The organism is Chitinophaga horti (genome assembly GCF_022867795.2).
Taxonomy (GTDB): Bacteria; Bacteroidota; Bacteroidia; order Chitinophagales; family Chitinophagaceae; genus Chitinophaga; species Chitinophaga horti.
The window spans coordinates 2900469-2916070 of record NZ_CP107006.1 but is presented as its reverse complement, the minus strand read 5'-3'; the positions used below and the strand labels follow the sequence as shown (position 1 = coordinate 2916070).

General features: G+C 52.2%; 10 protein-coding genes. 4 read left to right on the top strand and 6 right to left on the bottom strand.

What is annotated here, in order from left to right; genetic code table 11:
• The first annotated feature begins 284 nt into the window (after positions 1 to 284).
• The 3 genes from MKQ68_RS11730 to MKQ68_RS11720 are packed head-to-tail and all read left to right on the top strand — an operon-like array spanning position 285 to position 3007.
• Positions 285 to 1022 (top strand): COG1470 family protein, encoded by a 738-nt coding sequence (locus MKQ68_RS11730; protein ID WP_264283456.1) that lies wholly within the window; start codon positions 285 to 287, stop codon positions 1020 to 1022.
• A gap of 10 nt (positions 1023 to 1032) precedes the next feature.
• Positions 1033 to 2049 (top strand): ABC transporter ATP-binding protein, encoded by a 1017-nt coding sequence (locus MKQ68_RS11725; RefSeq protein WP_264283455.1) that lies wholly within the window; start codon positions 1033 to 1035, stop codon positions 2047 to 2049.
• Complete coding sequence (locus MKQ68_RS11720) at positions 1985 to 3007, top strand: ABC transporter permease (protein WP_264283454.1); 1023 nt, start codon at positions 1985 to 1987, stop codon at positions 3005 to 3007. Before MKQ68_RS11725 ends, MKQ68_RS11720 begins: the two co-directional genes overlap by 65 nt.
• A 238-nt stretch (positions 3008 to 3245) precedes the next feature.
• Here the strand turns inward: MKQ68_RS11720 and MKQ68_RS11715 are convergent, their stop codons facing one another.
• The 6 genes from MKQ68_RS11715 to MKQ68_RS11690 all read right to left on the bottom strand — a co-directional run bounded on the left by MKQ68_RS11715 (position 3246) and on the right by MKQ68_RS11690 (position 13022).
• Positions 3246 to 5285 carry a DUF5689 domain-containing protein gene (locus MKQ68_RS11715; RefSeq protein WP_264283453.1) on the bottom strand — a complete coding sequence of 680 codons (2040 nt, stop codon included), beginning with the start codon at positions 5283 to 5285 and terminating at the stop codon, positions 3246 to 3248.
• Positions 5286 to 5287: 2 nt separating this feature from the next.
• Positions 5288 to 6133 (bottom strand): endonuclease/exonuclease/phosphatase family protein, encoded by an 846-nt coding sequence (locus tag MKQ68_RS11710; RefSeq protein WP_264283452.1) that lies wholly within the window; start codon positions 6131 to 6133, stop codon positions 5288 to 5290.
• Between the two features lie 5 nt (positions 6134 to 6138).
• Complete coding sequence (locus tag MKQ68_RS11705; protein WP_264283451.1) at positions 6139 to 7647, bottom strand: RagB/SusD family nutrient uptake outer membrane protein; 1509 nt, start codon at positions 7645 to 7647, stop codon at positions 6139 to 6141.
• Between the two features lie 19 nt (positions 7648 to 7666).
• Complete coding sequence (locus MKQ68_RS11700; RefSeq protein WP_264283450.1) at positions 7667 to 11068, bottom strand: TonB-dependent receptor; 3402 nt, start codon at positions 11066 to 11068, stop codon at positions 7667 to 7669.
• A 132-nt stretch (positions 11069 to 11200) separates the two neighbouring features.
• Entirely contained in the window at positions 11201 to 12334 is a 1134-nt protein-coding gene (locus tag MKQ68_RS11695) for a FecR domain-containing protein (RefSeq protein ID WP_264283449.1), read from the bottom strand.
• A 94-nt stretch (positions 12335 to 12428) separates the two neighbouring features.
• Positions 12429 to 13022 carry an RNA polymerase sigma factor gene (locus MKQ68_RS11690; protein ID WP_264283448.1) on the bottom strand — a complete coding sequence of 198 codons (594 nt, stop codon included), beginning with the start codon at positions 13020 to 13022 and terminating at the stop codon, positions 12429 to 12431.
• Between the two features lie 392 nt (positions 13023 to 13414).
• Here MKQ68_RS11690 and MKQ68_RS11685 point away from each other — a divergent pair, with 392 nt between their 5' ends.
• On the top strand, positions 13415 to 15601 hold the full coding sequence (locus tag MKQ68_RS11685) for a hypothetical protein (RefSeq protein WP_264283447.1): 2187 nt from the start codon (positions 13415 to 13417) through the stop codon (positions 15599 to 15601).
• Position 15602: the final 1 nt, after the last annotated feature.

Below are 15602 nucleotides of genomic sequence, written 5' to 3'. Positions count from 1 at the left end.
GAAAACAGATCCAGTTTTGGAAAGTTTGACCATATCAGTTCCTAAAAAAAATACGCACGCCGTATTTGGAAAAAAAATCAACCTGCTTATTTTTGGCCTGCCTTTTTAGAGGCGCTTTGTTTTTTAATGAATACTTAAAATCTATTTGTTAATTTATGTCAGCGCTTATTCGTCATCACCGGCGTACCGAAGGCCGGAGATGCTATCATGTTTTGCCGTTACTGGCCACTGTATCTTTTCTTCTTTCACATTCACCCACTTCTTTTGCGCAACGGGGGCATAGTATGCCCGGTAGTTTCACGGCCAGGCTGATGAACCTGGAGGCTACCTCCAAAGAAACGTTTCGTTTCAGTGCCACGCTGCACAATGCTGCGCCCAGGCCTGTTATCTACAATTTCAGCGCGGCTGCGCCGAGTGGCTGGAATCTCATGTTCCGGGTGGATGGTATGCAGGTAACTTCGTTCCGCGCCGATTCGGGTCGTACGCAGGAGGTGTCGATTGAACTAACGCCGGCGCCTGAAGCAAAACCGGGCAAGTACACGGTCCCGGTACATGCTGTCAGCAATACCGATACGCTCTTACTGCAGCTGGAAGCGGTGGTGAAAGGTGCCTATGCCATGGAATTGACAACGCCCAACGGTTTGCTTAGTGGCGAGATCACGGAAGGCAGCCGTAAAGCGATTCACCTGACTGTAAAGAACACCGGTACGCTGCCGCTGGATGCGGTAGAAGTTTCCGCCCAGGCACCATCCAAATGGGACGCCACGTTCGAGCCGGCTAAGATCGAACGCATCGAACCCGGTAAGAGTGTGGACGTGGTAGCGAATCTTAACGTGCCCGATAAAACGATTGCAGGCGATTACGTCACCACGTTTACGGCGCGTAATAACAGCGTGAATGCCAGTGCCATGTTCCGCATGACCGTAACTACTTCGCTGCTGGCCGGTTGGATAGGGGTGGTCATCATCCTGGCCGCCATCGCCATCATCTATCTCCTGATCAAAAAATACGGGCGAAGATAGCCTGCTCATTATGCAAAACGCAATCATTGAACTGGAAGGACTCACCAAAAACTACGGTTCACTGAAGGCTGTTGACGATCTCCACCTGCGCATCAACAAAGGTGAGATCTATGGCCTGCTTGGACCAAACGGTGCGGGTAAAACGACCACGATCCTCATGATGCTGGGACTTACGGAACCTACTGCAGGCCGGGCGAAGGTGTGCGGTATTGACGCTACCACGCGGCCTATCGAGGTGAAACGTAAGGTAGGGTACATGCCGGATAATCTGGGCTTTTACGACAGCATGAGTGCCCTCGATAACCTGGTGTATATCGGCCGCCTGAACGGTTTGCCCGAGAACTTCGTGCGCGAGCGGGCGCTGGAAATGATGGAGCTGGTCGGCCTCGCGCATGCTACCGGGAAAAAGGCCGGCACTTACTCCCGCGGGATGAAGCAGCGTTTAGGCCTGGCCGATGTATTGATAAGACAACCAGAGGTCATTATACTGGATGAGCCTACATTGGGCATCGACCCGAGTGGTGTGCGGGAGTTTCTTGCGCTCATCAGCCGCCTGAGCCGCGAACAGGGCATCACGGTGCTGTTATCATCTCACCACCTGCACCAGGTACAACAGGTGTGCGACCGCGTAGGTATTTTCGTAGGTGGAAAACTGCTTGCAGACGGCGACGTAGCCACACTTTCCCGGCAGATGTTCGGCGGCGAAAAACTCGTCGTAGAGATTGAGGTAGAAAAGCCGCTGCTGCCGGATGGTACGGAAATCAGCGAGCTGCGCGCGATGCAACAGGTGCAACGGGTAACAACAGCCGGCAACGTCATAGAGGTGTCCTCCAACGATAACATCACGGCCGACCTGGTACGTTTCGCCGTAAGTAAAGGCCTGAACGTAGTGGGCGTGCGGAAGAAGGAATATGGCCTGGAAGAAATTTATCAACGTTATTTCGAAAACACTGTAAACGCTGATGAAACGAATAGGAAATCCAACAATCTATTTAAGCGGGCTTTTATCCGCAAAACAGACAGGTAGCCGGCCGCAGGCGAGCCCGCTGGCAGTCATGGTGCGCAAAGAGATTGCAGACCACATCCGAAGCCTGCGCTTCATCATCCTGTTATCGCTTATTGTGTTCACCTTCGCTGCTGCCATGTATGTGTCTGTCAGCAATCTGAAAGCTGCCGTGGCCAATGAGAGTGATCCGGACAGGCTATTCCTGTACCTCAAACTACTGACAACATCCGACGGCACACTGCCTACGTTCCATATCTTTATCAGCTTCCTGGGAGCGCTGCTGGGCATTGGTCTGGGCTTCGATGCCATCAACACAGAAAAGAACAATGGCACGCTCACCCGTTTGCTCGCGCAGCCTGTTTACCGCGACACGCTGCTCCTGGCGAAATTTCTCAGCGCGCTGGTCATCGTTTCTGTATTATTTTTATCGCTCACGTTGCTGATGGTCGGCGGAGGTTTATTGATTACAGGTGTGCCAATGGAAGCCCCGGAATTTGTGCGCATATTGGCTTTCGTCATACTGACGATCATCTACGTCGGCTTCTGGCTGGCACTGGCGATGTTGCTGTCGGTAAAGTGCAGGCAGGCCGCTACGTCGGCGTTGACGGCGATCGGTATTTGGTTGTTCTTCACGATTTTCTACCGCGTCGTCATCAGCATGGTGGTCAGCACGTTCTTCCCGGATCCGACGTATTTGTCGCAAAACGAAATCCTGTCGTACAATCAGTTGCTGTTAAACTTGCTTCGACTGGCGCCCAGTCAGCTTTATACGGATGCGACAACCACTTTGCTCATGCCCTCCGTGCGCAGCCTGGGGCCACTTACTATGGAACAAATGGCCGGCGCTATTCCAGCTCCCTTACCTGTGCGCGAAAGTTTACTGATCGTATGGCCGCAGGTAAGCGGGCTGCTGGCCGCAACGGCAGTATGTTTCGCCTGGACTTACTACGCATTCATGCGGCGGGAGATACGGACCTGATATGTACACGCCTGCTGTAAGCGCATTGCTGACAGGCCGCGCATCAGCGATGCGCGAAGCGATGCATCAACGAAAGCTGTGTTAACTGGTATTAAAACGAAAAGGGGCCGTCTCAAAAGTAGTTTGATGGTCATGAGAATCGCGTAAACGAAAAATCTTTCCATCAGGTACCCGGATTAAAACGGGTGCAAATTACTTTTGAGACAGCCCCTTCGTTATTCTTCTATGACATGGATACCTACTTGTTATACTTGATCGACACATGCCCCAGCCGACTGTTCGTCGTCGCGCCCAGCGTGCCGCCGGTGGCACTGGTGCTGGTGCCTACATTCTTATTCGCTACTCTTACACGGATGTAAAGGTTTGCCAATCCGGAGGCCTCTACCGGGAACTGGAAGTTCACTGCCTTGTAGCCCGGTATCTGCGTCAACAGGGTGTTCGACCAGTTAGCCACGTCCTCGAAGGTGAACGTACCCACGGAGCGCCACGTGGCGTTGTCGCCGGACCATTCCACAACAAAGTTGCGCGGGCCGCCGATATCGGTGTTGCCTTCGATTTGCAGGGAGATAGGTTTGGTAATGCCGGTCGTTGATGTCTCGATGCTCCAGTACGCGCCGGTAGTAGCGCCGGCAGGCCACCAGTTACGGCTACCCCAGCCCCCGTTGGTCACGGAGCCTTTCAGCGTAGTCGGGTCTTGTGCCAGCCCGTTGTAATCGGTGGTAGCATAGTTGCCGTTGGAGGTGAAGTCCAGCGGTTGACGGGTGCTGTGGTAAATACGACCCTTGCCGATTTCAGGCGTCAGCGGATTGGCTTCGGCGGTGGGAGTGGCATTGAATTCGTTACGGAAGCGGCTCCATTCTACCAGTACGTTCGAGAAGCCTGCGCTCCGGTCTTCCTGCAGGGCGATGTCTTCCCGCTTCATGTGACGAATGCTGTAGCGGCCGATGTTGCCACCGAAGCGGTCCATCTTTTCATGCACCAGAACGCCTGAAATGCTGCCGGAACCTTGCGGTACCTGTTTGCCATCGCGGCGGTATGGAACATCGAGGTTGGTGAGCATGTACATGCTGCCACCCTGGATGTCACGGATGCTGGTAGGGTAGCAGTCCATACGGGCGGTGTAGCCTTCGTTGATGTTGGTGAAGGAACCGGATGGGATGGAGATCTCTACATCCTTCAGTTTAATGAGGGTGTAAAGGTCGTTGTCTGTCAGCTCGCTCATGTACTTTTCGCGCGGTGTTACCGGTGTGCCTTCGTCTTTGGCCATGATGTGCATAGTTTCGATGCCGGTCACAATGGTGCGGTTCGGATCATTGTAGCGTTCCACGGTGGCACCTTTCAGCCAGATCTTCACGCGGTCGTTGATGTTGAATATATTGTCGCCGGGTGTTTTTGTTTTGAAGTAGATGCCACGCGTGCCATCCATGCTTTGTACGTATACGGCAATGGCATTCTCGTTTTTCGTGAGTACGTGTTTGTTAGCAGGCGTGTTCTGGTTCTGGGCCATGTTGGGATGACCTTTATCGCTGATCACGACGCCTTCTATAAAGATGCTCTCGTTTACCACACCGGCGGCCAGGGTTTGTTTCACATAATCGAAGTCGCGAACGGTGGCGCCTTCGTAGTCGCGGCCGGGCAGCTGACTGATAGCGATGGTATCCGTGACGGTCACGTTCAACGCGTCGAGGTAGCTGAGCCGCACCATTGTGGTGCGTGGCGTGGCGGCGCGGTTGGTGTCGGCTTTAAAGTAGAGGTAACCTTTGTCGATGCGCAGGTTGCTGATCCAGTTGGCCTGTCCTTCGGTACGCGCCGTTTGGACGACGGTCATCAGTTCCATCGGAATGTTGGTATTGATGGGCGTTTTGAATGTGCCGCCGTTCGCAATGCTTTGTGCGGTAAGGTCGGCGATGGCCAGCGTGGGCACGAGGCCGCGTTGTTGCAGGCGGATGGTGTCGGTTTTGCCGTCGGCTTTTACTACGAGCCTCACAAAACGGGGCAGGTTGGCACTGTTGTCGGTTAGTTCGGCTACTGCCTGGCCTTTACCGCTGCCGCTGCTGGTAGTCAGTTTCATCCAGTTCACTTCTTCCACGGGCGCCATGCTCCAGTCACCATCGGCGTATACAATAAACTTGGTGGTGTCTGCTCCGGCGTTAATCGAAACGATCCGGGAGTCGATCGCCAGTTTGGTACTGAACTTATAATATTCTGTTTTGCGGCAGGCAGCAATAACAGCTACGAGTGCGCAAAGAACGAAGAGTAATTTGTTCCGCTTCATCATCCTTAATTTTTAAGCTCCATCATGATGGGGCGGTGATCGGAATACTTTTTAGTGAAATCGTCATAGATAAAAGCGCAGCGCTGGAGTTTTTTGTCCAGGTCTTTGCTCACGTAGATGTAATCGATACGGCTGTCGGTCACGATTACACCTTTGCCGGTGGCGGCTTTTGTTTTATCATGGTGATACAGGCCCGCGTCGGTGAATCCGGCGTCCAGCATGGCTTGCTGTATAGTGAAGTCGATGGTTTCACCATTGACGAGGTTCGCGATCTTAGGGTTCTTTGTCTCTGCATTCTTCAGTACGCCTACGATGCGGTTATTCGTCATACGCTCCTTGTCTTTCGGCGAGTGCGAGTTGAAATCGCCCATGATCACCCAGTTTTTCTTATCTGCCTGAAGAGAAATATTTTTGATCACCTGCGCGATTTCGGCTCTTCTCTTTTTGTAGAGGTGCGGATTTAAATGCAGCACCAGGATGTTGAACTGTTCGATCTTTGCCATGATAAAACCATGTGTCATGTTCTCGTTCACTTTCTGGATGGCGGCGATCGGGTATTTGGAGGTAAGGCCGGTCGGGTAGCCATTCTCCTTAACGATTACCGCATAGGGATGACCGTAGCTGGCCGCCAGTTCTTCCAGCGTTTTCTGCGTAAAACCGTTGCATTCCTGCAAGGCGAGGATGTCCGGGTCTTTGTCCTTTACCCAGGCGACAAACTCCTGTTTACCTTTGGTGGTGTCGGTTTTCATCCCTTCGAGAATGTTGTAGCTCAGTATCTTGAAAGGCGCCTGCGCTACCGCGCCAAAAGCCGGCAGCAGGAACAGGAATAAGAGTCTATATAACTTGCTCATGTATCTTAGTTGTTGTATGCGTCATTGGTTAATAGTCCGCGGGTGCGCACCACTTCTTTATCCGGAATAGGGTAGTACTCATGATAAGGTTGCAGGTTGGCCTTGATCACTTCATACTCTTCGCCTACGGTTTCCATCACCCGGGTATAGAAGGTGCCCCAACGTACCAGGTCCCATTTGCGGCCGTATTCGCCCATCAGTTCGCGGGCACGTTCGCGTTTGAGCTCTTCGAGAAACTCCGTTTTACCAGGATAGGTATCCAGTACGAAATCGGCGTTGGCGCGGTTTTTTACTTCGTTGATGCATTGCATGGCCAGACCGTCGTCGCCCAGTTCATTCGCAGCCTCCGCCGCCATCAGCAGCGCATCCGCGTAGCGAAATACTTTCTGGTTGTTGCCATCCGCGATGTTGTCCATACCCGGGCACCAGAATTTAGGTCCCATCCAGGGCTTGCCGGTACCGTTGTTCGCCATCGGGCGGCTGAACCAGGTGCCGTTGTAGCTGTAGCCGAGGATCATGTCTTTACGGGGATCGGTGAGTTCGTACAGCGACATGAAATATTCAGACGGAGTGATACAGTTGAACGGGTTGGCGGTAGTGCCCAGTTCCGGTACGTTTACGCCATTGTAAGTACTGGTACCGGATGTTTTCGAAGGTGTAAAGAAGGCCGCAACGGTAGTCGTCTTCTTCAACCCCGTGGCAGACCAGGTATACTGCACCTCAAAGATCGATTCAGGTGTGTTCTTATTACGGAAGTAGGTGTCCGTAAGCGGGTATTGCAGCAGCTGTCCGTACATGTTGCGGATCTCCTGCATCGCGTTCAGACAGGTTTGATAGTCTTTGTTCCAGAGGGCCAGTTTACCGATCAGCATGTACGCCATCGGCGCGCTGATCCTGTTCAACGGAACTTCGGAAGTACGCATCTGCGGCAGGTGCGGCACATAGGTCTGTAGTTCGCGGATGAGCGTATCGCGGGTAGCGTCAGCATCCATGCGACCGATCTTGTTTACTTTTTCCAGCGCTTCGAGGCTGCTGACGTCATCACGGTAAAAGGGCACATCTTTGAAGGTGGAGGTGAGCACGTAGTAATACAACGCGCGCAGGGTAACGGCTTCCGCTACATACTTAGGCTTTGATGTTTCCGGGATGGTAGCGCCTTCGATGCCACGGATGGCGGCGTTACAATACATAATGCCCTGGTAGCAGGCCGTCCAGATGTTGTCGCCCATGCCCGGGTTAGCGGGGGAGATCTCGAACTTCACGTCCAGCTGGGCGGAGTTCAGGAAGGCCAGGTCGGTAGCAGCTTCCAGTGGCAGCATCAGGTCCTGGTAATAGATGCTGGTGAGCGGATTGTAGCAGCCATTCAGCGCAGCCACACATTGGTTCTCCGTTTTATAAAAGCCACCCGGGCTCACAAAGCTTTCTGCATCTTCTTCCAGCAGCTTCTTACAGCCGCCCAGTGCCAGGGAGGCCAGGAGCAGCGCCGGCAGCAGGTAAAGTTTAATTCCTTTCATATCTCAAATCAGTTTGTAATTAGAATTTAAGTTCGGCCGAGAAGGTGATCGTACGACTGCTCGGGTACGCGCCATTGTCCATACGACGAATGGTAGAACCTTCGCTTTGCGTGCTTACTTCCGGATCGTAACCGTTGTAGTATTTCCAGAGTACCAGGTTGTTGCCGCTTACGCTCAGGTTCAACGACTGCAGTTTGTTGCCGGTCAGTTTACCTAACTGTACAGGATAACCCAACGCGAAGTTTTTGAACCGCAGGAAGCTGGCGCTATGCACGAAACGATCGTTCGGAATATCGTCCTTCGAATCGGCACGTGGGTAGTCGGAAGTCGGGTTACGCACCGGGTGCCAGGCGTTCACCATGTAACGGAACTGGTTGGCCAGGTATACGCCCGTACCCATAAAGGTTTCTACCGGGTTGTAAATGTCGCCGCCAAGGGAGAAGTTGAAGTAGAATGACACATTCACTTTGTAGATGGAAAAGGTGTTCTGCAAACCACCATATACTTTAGGATCGGCATTGCCGAGGTAAACCAGGTCGTTGTTGTCGAGTACACCATCGTGGTTCTGATCGATGTACCGCTGGCGGCCGGGAGAGTAGTAGCTCACCGCGGCAGAGGCATATTTCTTGTCAACCTTATCCTGCGCGATTTCTTCCGCATTCTTCCAGGTGCCGGCGTATTGCATGCCCCAGAGTGCATTCAGTGGCTGCCCTTTCACGTAACCATACATCATGTAGAACGCGCCGTATGGGTTGTCGTACACCGAGATGCGATCGAGTCCGCCGATATCGTCTACCATTTGTTTATTGTGAGCGGCCGTGAGGGTAGTACTCCAGGTAAAGTTTTTCTTACGGATGTTGTCATAAGTAACCGTCATCTCAATACCCTTATTCGATGTTTTGCCGATGTTGGCCAGCCTGCTGTTAAAGCCAGATTGCGTCGGCAGTTGCACCGTCAGCAACAGGTCGGAGGTCTGACTTTTATACGCATCGATCGTTACTTCCAGGCGTTTGTTGAAGAACGACAGGTCGAGGCCGGCGTTGTAAGAAGTGGTCTTCTCCCAGGTGAGGCCTTCGTTGGCAATACGTGAAGGGAAGTAAGACACCGGGGAGGCGCCGCCGAACAGGTAGCCGGTAGAGCTGGAGTTCAGGCGGGCGAGTGACTGGTAACGGGAGATAGCATCGTTGCCGGATGTACCACCGCTCAGTCGCAGTGCCAGGTCGCTGATCACGGGTACGTTGGCCATGAAGGCTTCGCGCGCCACGTTCCATTTAACGGCTGCAGAAGGGAACATTGCCCATTTATTATTCGCGGCGAAGTTAGAGGCGCCGTCTGCACGGCCCGTTACTGTCAGGTAGTATTTACTGCGATAGTTATAGTTGATCCTTGCCAGCTGTGATACACGCACCAGGTTCTCGAGGTAAGAACCTACGGTCAGTGTTTCTTTCGAAGGAATGGCCCCCATGTCGTTATTCTCCACATCGTCTACAAAGTAACCGCTGCCGCTGGTTTGCATGTTGGTGTATTGCTGTTGCTGGATCGTGAAGCCGTATACCGCATCGAACGTATGTGCTTTGTTCCAGGTCTTTTTGTAGGAGATCGTGTTTTCGTTCAGCAGGTTGCTGACTGCATAACTTCTTTTTAAGGCATAGGCGCCGGAATTGGCTTTTACGCGGCTCGGCATGGTGCCTGGCGTGAACTGGTCGGCCAGCATGCTGTAATCGGAATAAGAAATGGTAGACTTCAGCAGGAAATCCTTAAACACGCGCGCTTCAATGTACGCCATGGTGCTGAGGCTTTTCTCCACCTGGTTGTTCTTTCTCAGCTTCACGTTGGCGATAGGAGAGTCGAACAGTGTACCACTGTACCATTGCGTATTCCAGTCGTTGAAGCTGCCGTCGGGCTTGTAGGCCGCGATGGTAGGCGCCAGGAAGATCGTAGAACGGTACCACAGTGTATTCGTGCCCACGTCCGCATTATTAATCGCGCGGCGGATGTTGGAGTAGTTGAAACGTACGCCCGCTTTCACCGCTTTACTGATCTGGCGGTCGAGGTTCAGGCGTACCTGGTAGCGTTTTAAACCGCTGTTATCGATGATGCCCTGGTTGTTGTTATGGTTCACCGAGAAGAAGTACTGCGTCGCTTTGTCGCCACCGCTGCCACTCAGCGTGAGGTTGGCATACGGTGCGGTGCGGGTAATTTCTTCTGTCCAGTTAGTGCCTTCACCCAATGATAATGGATCTGGGTAAGGATAATCTTCCAGCGGCTTCGTTTGGTTAGCCGTGGCGGAGAAGTAATAACGGTCGTTCTGCAGTTGTGCGAACTCTGTTGCGTTCATCAGGTCGAGGTAACGCGGCAGTTTGCTTTGTCCCACATCAGTCCGGAAAGTAAAGTTTGTTTTACCTGATTTGTCGGAGCCGGCTTTCGTGGTAATAATGATTACCCCATTGCTGCCCCGGGAGCCATAGATTGCCGTAGATGATGCATCTTTCAATACCTCGATAGAAGCAATATCGGAAGGGTTGATCTCGTTCAGGCTGCGGATCGCATCCATCAATCCGTCTACAATGAATAAAGGTTCATTGCTGGCGGAAATGGAGCGCGTGCCGCGAATGCGGATCGAAGTAGCTGCACCGGGTTCGCCATCGGTAGATACGATTTCAGCGCCTGCGATGCGGCCCTGTAACATCTGGTCTACACGGGTTACCGGCACATCTTTAATGTCGGCCGTCTTTACGCTGGACACGGCACCGGTAAGGTCGCGTTTTGCCACCGTACCGTAACCGATCACCACCACTTCTTCCATGCTTTCTTTGGAAAGCGCCATACCCACTTCGAGCGGCAGTTTGGCACCGGAGAGCGATACCATCTTACGGTCGTACCCGAGGTAAGAAAAGATCAATACATCTGTCTTAGCGGCTTTGATGGAAAAGTTGCCATCGCCATCCGTTTGCACACCGCGATTGGTGCCAGCAACGGAGACAGTGGCGCCCGGGAGCGGACCGCCGTGCTCGTCCAACACCCGCCCCTTTACCGGCGGATCTTCGGCGATGATGGCAGATGTTGCCTTTTCTTTGATCGTGATGGTTTTAGCCGAGATTTCATAATCCACTGGCTGACCCTGCATCACCGTACGAAGAAAATCTTCTACTGGCATGTTTTTAACGGCTACGTTTACCGGTTTGGTGTTGGACAGTAAGGCGGCATTGTAAAACACCACATAGCCCGTTTGTTTCTCAAGTTGTGTAAATACTTCCTTGAGCGGAAGGTCCTTTGCCGACAACGTGATGGTCTGCGACAAAGCAGTGCCCCGCACCTGCAGGAACAGGAGGGTAAGTACCAGGGTGGCTAATTTCATCACCAGGAATTTGCTACTTGCATCTGGCGGATGTGCCGGTTTGCGGAATGTAATGAGTTGCATGACGTTAATGCTGGTTTGATATTAATTTTGATGGCATTCTCTTTTCTATTGCGGCGCCTGCGTTAGAAAAAATACAAGCCCTGTCCGCGCCCACGGAGGGCACAGCGATGATATACTGTCTGTTTGTTGCTGTTACTTCGTTACAATTAATCTGCGTTGTTCCAATCTCAGTTTTACTTTCGAGATTTCTAAAATTCTCATAACGTGTGAGAGGCTCAGGCCTCGTTCCATTTTTCCACCGAACGTAATGTCGGGCACTCCATTCTCGTACACTACTTCTATATCGTACCAGCGTTCGAGCTGGTTCATAACGTCTTTTACGGTGGCGTTCTCGAAGTTGAACAGGCCATTCTTCCAGGCCATTACCTGGCTTACATCCGCCTGCTGCACCATGATGCCATTGGTCGTTACGCTGGCCTGCTGCCCCGGCTTCAATATCCTCGAACTGCTTCCGGCCGCTACGGCGATGCTGCCGTGTACCAGCGTGGTTTTCACCGCCGCTTCATTTTCGTAAGCCATGATGTTGAAGCCGGTACCCAGCACCTGTACTTCGGATGCACCTGCCTGCACCTTAAAAGGCTGGCTGGCACTTTCCGCGATCTCAAAGTAGGCTTCTCCTTTGAGGGACACGCGCCTTTCATTACCCGAAAAGCTGGTAGGGAACGTAATTGCGCTGCCGGCGTTCAGCCACACCTCCGACCCGTCGGGCAGTACCAGGTGGTACAGGCGGCCGTTGGGGGTGGAGAGGGTGTTCATGGCAATGTCGGTCGACTGGCCGCTGTAACTTACCGTTCCTTTATCAAGGGAGATGCTGGCGCCGTGCTGGCTGGCGATTACGCCTTGTTTGAGGCTGTCCAGCGGTACGGTGGTGCCATCGGCTAAGGTGAGCAGCGCGCCTTTGGAGGCGGGTGCAATATCATTTTGCTGCGGTTGTTGTGTGGCCAGCTGCGGCGGTGTTGTTGGCTGTTTGGTATACATCCATGCCCCGACGCCGATGGCCCCTGCAACCAATGCGGCTGCCGCCCATTTCATGTACGTGAATACTTTCACCCGTTTGGCTGGCCGTGCTTCCAGTATCAGTGAGAGGATCTCGTCGGCTTTGTTAGCCTGGTGCTCGTCGCCGCTGCCCGCAATGGCTTGGTCGATTAGCTGCAGCAGCCGGTCGTTATTTTCCGGTTGCGCGATCTGGTCGAACAGCTCCTGTTCTTCCTGTGCCGATGTTTCACCTTTGAGATATTTAGAGAACAGTTGCTCGAAAACGGGCATAGACGATATACCGGAGGCTTTTTATACCCGCAGCATTAATAGAAACTCCTGGAAAAAGAAAATGGGTCAGTGGGAAAGTGAAAAAAAGCGCGGCTTAACAATTCGGTAATACGAGCACGACGAGTGTACCATAAACACCCAGGTGGGAGAGGCAATAGGCCCGTATGAACTGCATGGCTTCGGAGAGGTGGCGTTTCACCGTTTCGGGGGAGAGGTTCAGTTGTTGCGCCGCTTCCTCCCGTTTCAGGCCGCCTTCGCGGATGAGGTGGTAAACTTTCTTTTGCTGGGGAGATAAACCGGCTACCGCTTGTTGCAGTACTTTCTGGTATTCTTTGTCCAGCAGGCGTGAGTTTGGGTTTTCATGATCGGTGAGCAGTTCTTCGTCTACCAACGTAGCCCGTTTATCCTGCGCCATTTGTTTAAGCGTGGAGAACACCCGGTTGCGGGTGATGGTAAACAGCCAGGCGGAGAAATGTTCGAGCCCGTACAGTTGTTCGCGTTTGAGCCAGACCTTCAGGAACACATCCAGCAGAATTTCTTCCGCTACCGGTTCGGAGCGGGTGATGTTTAACGCGATCGTGTACACCTTGTTGCGATAACGATGAAACACCTCGGCAAAGGCAACTTCGTCGCCTTGCGCCACCGCCTGCAGGTATTCTTTTTCGTTATAGTCGTGTCGGCTGGTCATTCTCCGGGAGTAATTGTAGTACAAATATAGGTAACGGGTTTAAATATTGGGAGTGGGGTGTTTGGACGGCGAAAAGGGGAATGTTAGTGGGACCGTGTACCGGCAAGGGTTTCGCCAGCATCTGTGAGAAGAGGAGTTTACGATTTGATAATATGATAAGTGTCGTGTGTACGTCAGCGTTTGCTTACGTATCTAAATAAAAAACAATTAGTAAATACGTTTTATTTATTAATTTGCGGCCTGTTTTAGCGTATTTATCATTTTAAAATTCCTATATGTAGCTCTATTTTCTTTCGCAGCAATCATTACTATTAAAGGACCAGTACCTATAGACACAACACTCAGCAAATCGTGTGACTATTGCGGATGCCAGCTCCGCTAAATCTATTACTATGAAATTGAACTTCTATTCCGCACTGCTCGGAGTGGCACTTTTCGTATTGCCATCAATTGCCTATGCTCAAATGCCGTTCAGCCCATGTAGTCCATTTGGCGGAAAACGCGCCGACGTAATCGGGGCGGAGGGTAAGTACCGCGCACCAAATGGCGCCGCACCCACGTTTACGATACCGGCGGGCACCAAATCGATCTCTGTATATATATCGTCCGAAACCGGACTAACGTCTTCCACCGACTACCAGAGGGGCGATGAGGATTTCCTGACCATCAATGCGATCATCGACATTGCGGCCAACACGTCTTCGGGTTATGTGAACGTGGCGAAGAACACGAACACGAACGGGTCAGGTACCAATGTGTACGGTTGGAAAAATGCGCCGCTGGGCACTTTTATTTCTCCCGCCAGGAAGATTGGAGATGCCACTCCCGATCTGAATAATGTGAACTTTACGATTGCCGGCAATACACTTACTATTGTGGAAGCGGCTGTGAATACGCATTCATCATTTTATGTAGAGTACCTGTCTCCTTACAATAATTCCTTAAATCCGCTTGATCCGCAGGTGCGGTCGTTGCTTCATGGTACCGGCACAGCGGCTACGGACCTCACCATACCGATCCCGACGGGCACACAGATTATATCCATTTCCGCGAAGGGTACCAACTCCAGCGCGGTGGATCTCAATTCAGCCAGCGGTACGGAGGAAGGCTATTCGAACATGCGTTTCCTGCTGGACCTTAACAATGGTATGGCCGACGGTTTCATCACCCTGGCAAATGGTGGTTCTGCGGATCGCCGCTCGACCTACGTCATTAATAATAAACCGGTAACGGCTGCGGGGAGCATGACCACATCTGGTGTGATTACCGGTGATTATAGTGGTAAACTTACTTCCGAAGGCGCTGTAGGGTTGTTCAACCCGGAAATCTATGTATCCGGCGGTGAACTGCTGATCAGGCGGGATGTAAACTACGCCCGTGACTTTGACGATGCGTATGTAATCGAATTTTACAGCCGCGTAGGACTGGGCATGAGTGCGGAGTTTATTGATTCTGATGTGAGGGATATCCCGAAGGGCTTTAGTAGTTCTACCGGTGTTTCCCGCACGTTTAAGATACCTTCCGGCACCAATGCGATATATTTTAACCAGACGGGTAACGCCGTTAATACAGACAGAGAAGAAAACGAAAATGGCTTGTCGGCCTACGCTTACATCGATCTGAATACAGAAACCGCTACCGGTTACTTCTACCAGCAGGTGGGACTGTCGCAGACTGTTCGCCGTGACGATAACTATGCTTTTAAAAATGTGCCGCTGAATAATGCGAGTACACGTGGTCATACAAGTGCTACGGGTTTCAAAGGCCCGAATCCATACGATATTTCGTTCCAGCTTTCGGCAGATAAAAGTGAGCTGACGGTCACCAATAAAACCGGTCTGGCCGGCTCAGACTACCAGTTTTTGCTGTCTGCCGACTTCTTCGGCGCACGGCCGGATGTGGCTTTCAGTGCGACGAACGTCAGCTTTTCCAAGGGAAGCTCCTGTAAAGTAGTAAGGGCGAGTGTGAATGTGTGTAACCCCGGCGCCGGCAACAGTAACGGTGGTATGCCCGTTTCGTTTTACGCCGGTAACCCTACCGTCGATCCTGCAGCGCGCTTGTTACACGTGGGGGCTTTCAATGAAGACCTGGCCGTTGGCGAGTGTAAGACCTTCAATTTTGATATTGACCTGAGTGCCTTCAGCAACCTGAACATCGACCTCACTATTATTATTAACGATAATGGCAGTTTCGTGTCGGGCGGCGTGGGTAATGCAGTGGGTACGCCGTTCACCCTCAGTTCATTGGTGAATCAGGGTTCGTTGTATCGTGAGTGTTACTTTGAAAACAACCTGCTCACCAAAACGATCAACGTGAATAACTGTCCGGTCGTTGATCTCGATCCGGACAGGAGTGGAGGCGCGGGCACCCCGTTTAACTACCTGGATTACTTTACGGCAGGCAGCGCAACCGGTACGCCGATTGCTGACGCCGACGCAACGATCATTGATCTCGACGCATCCAATATCCATTCGGCGACGATCACGCTGACGAACCGCCTGAACGGTGCTGGTGAACGGTTGACTTACTTAGGCTCTTTCCCCCGGGCATCACAGTTATCGGGAACAATACAGACGTAAT

Excerpts from the sequence above, each read along its gene's own strand:
- MKQ68_RS11730 (WP_264283456.1), top strand. The coding sequence starts at position 285 with ATGCCCGGTAGTTTCACGGCCAGGCTGATGAACCTGGAGGCTACCTCC.
- MKQ68_RS11725 (WP_264283455.1), top strand. The coding sequence starts at position 1,033 with ATGCAAAACGCAATCATTGAACTGGAAGGACTCACCAAAAACTACGGT.
- MKQ68_RS11720 (WP_264283454.1), top strand. The coding sequence starts at position 1,985 with ATGAAACGAATAGGAAATCCAACAATCTATTTAAGCGGGCTTTTATCC.
- MKQ68_RS11715 (WP_264283453.1), bottom strand. The coding sequence starts at position 5,285 with ATGATGAAGCGGAACAAATTACTCTTCGTTCTTTGCGCACTCGTAGCT.
- MKQ68_RS11710 (WP_264283452.1), bottom strand. The coding sequence starts at position 6,133 with ATGAGCAAGTTATATAGACTCTTATTCCTGTTCCTGCTGCCGGCTTTT.
- MKQ68_RS11705 (WP_264283451.1), bottom strand. The coding sequence starts at position 7,647 with ATGAAAGGAATTAAACTTTACCTGCTGCCGGCGCTGCTCCTGGCCTCC.
- MKQ68_RS11700 (WP_264283450.1), bottom strand. The coding sequence starts at position 11,068 with ATGCAACTCATTACATTCCGCAAACCGGCACATCCGCCAGATGCAAGT.
- MKQ68_RS11695 (WP_264283449.1), bottom strand. The coding sequence starts at position 12,334 with ATGCCCGTTTTCGAGCAACTGTTCTCTAAATATCTCAAAGGTGAAACA.
- MKQ68_RS11690 (WP_264283448.1), bottom strand. The coding sequence starts at position 13,022 with ATGACCAGCCGACACGACTATAACGAAAAAGAATACCTGCAGGCGGTG.
- MKQ68_RS11685 (WP_264283447.1), top strand. The coding sequence starts at position 13,415 with ATGAAATTGAACTTCTATTCCGCACTGCTCGGAGTGGCACTTTTCGTA.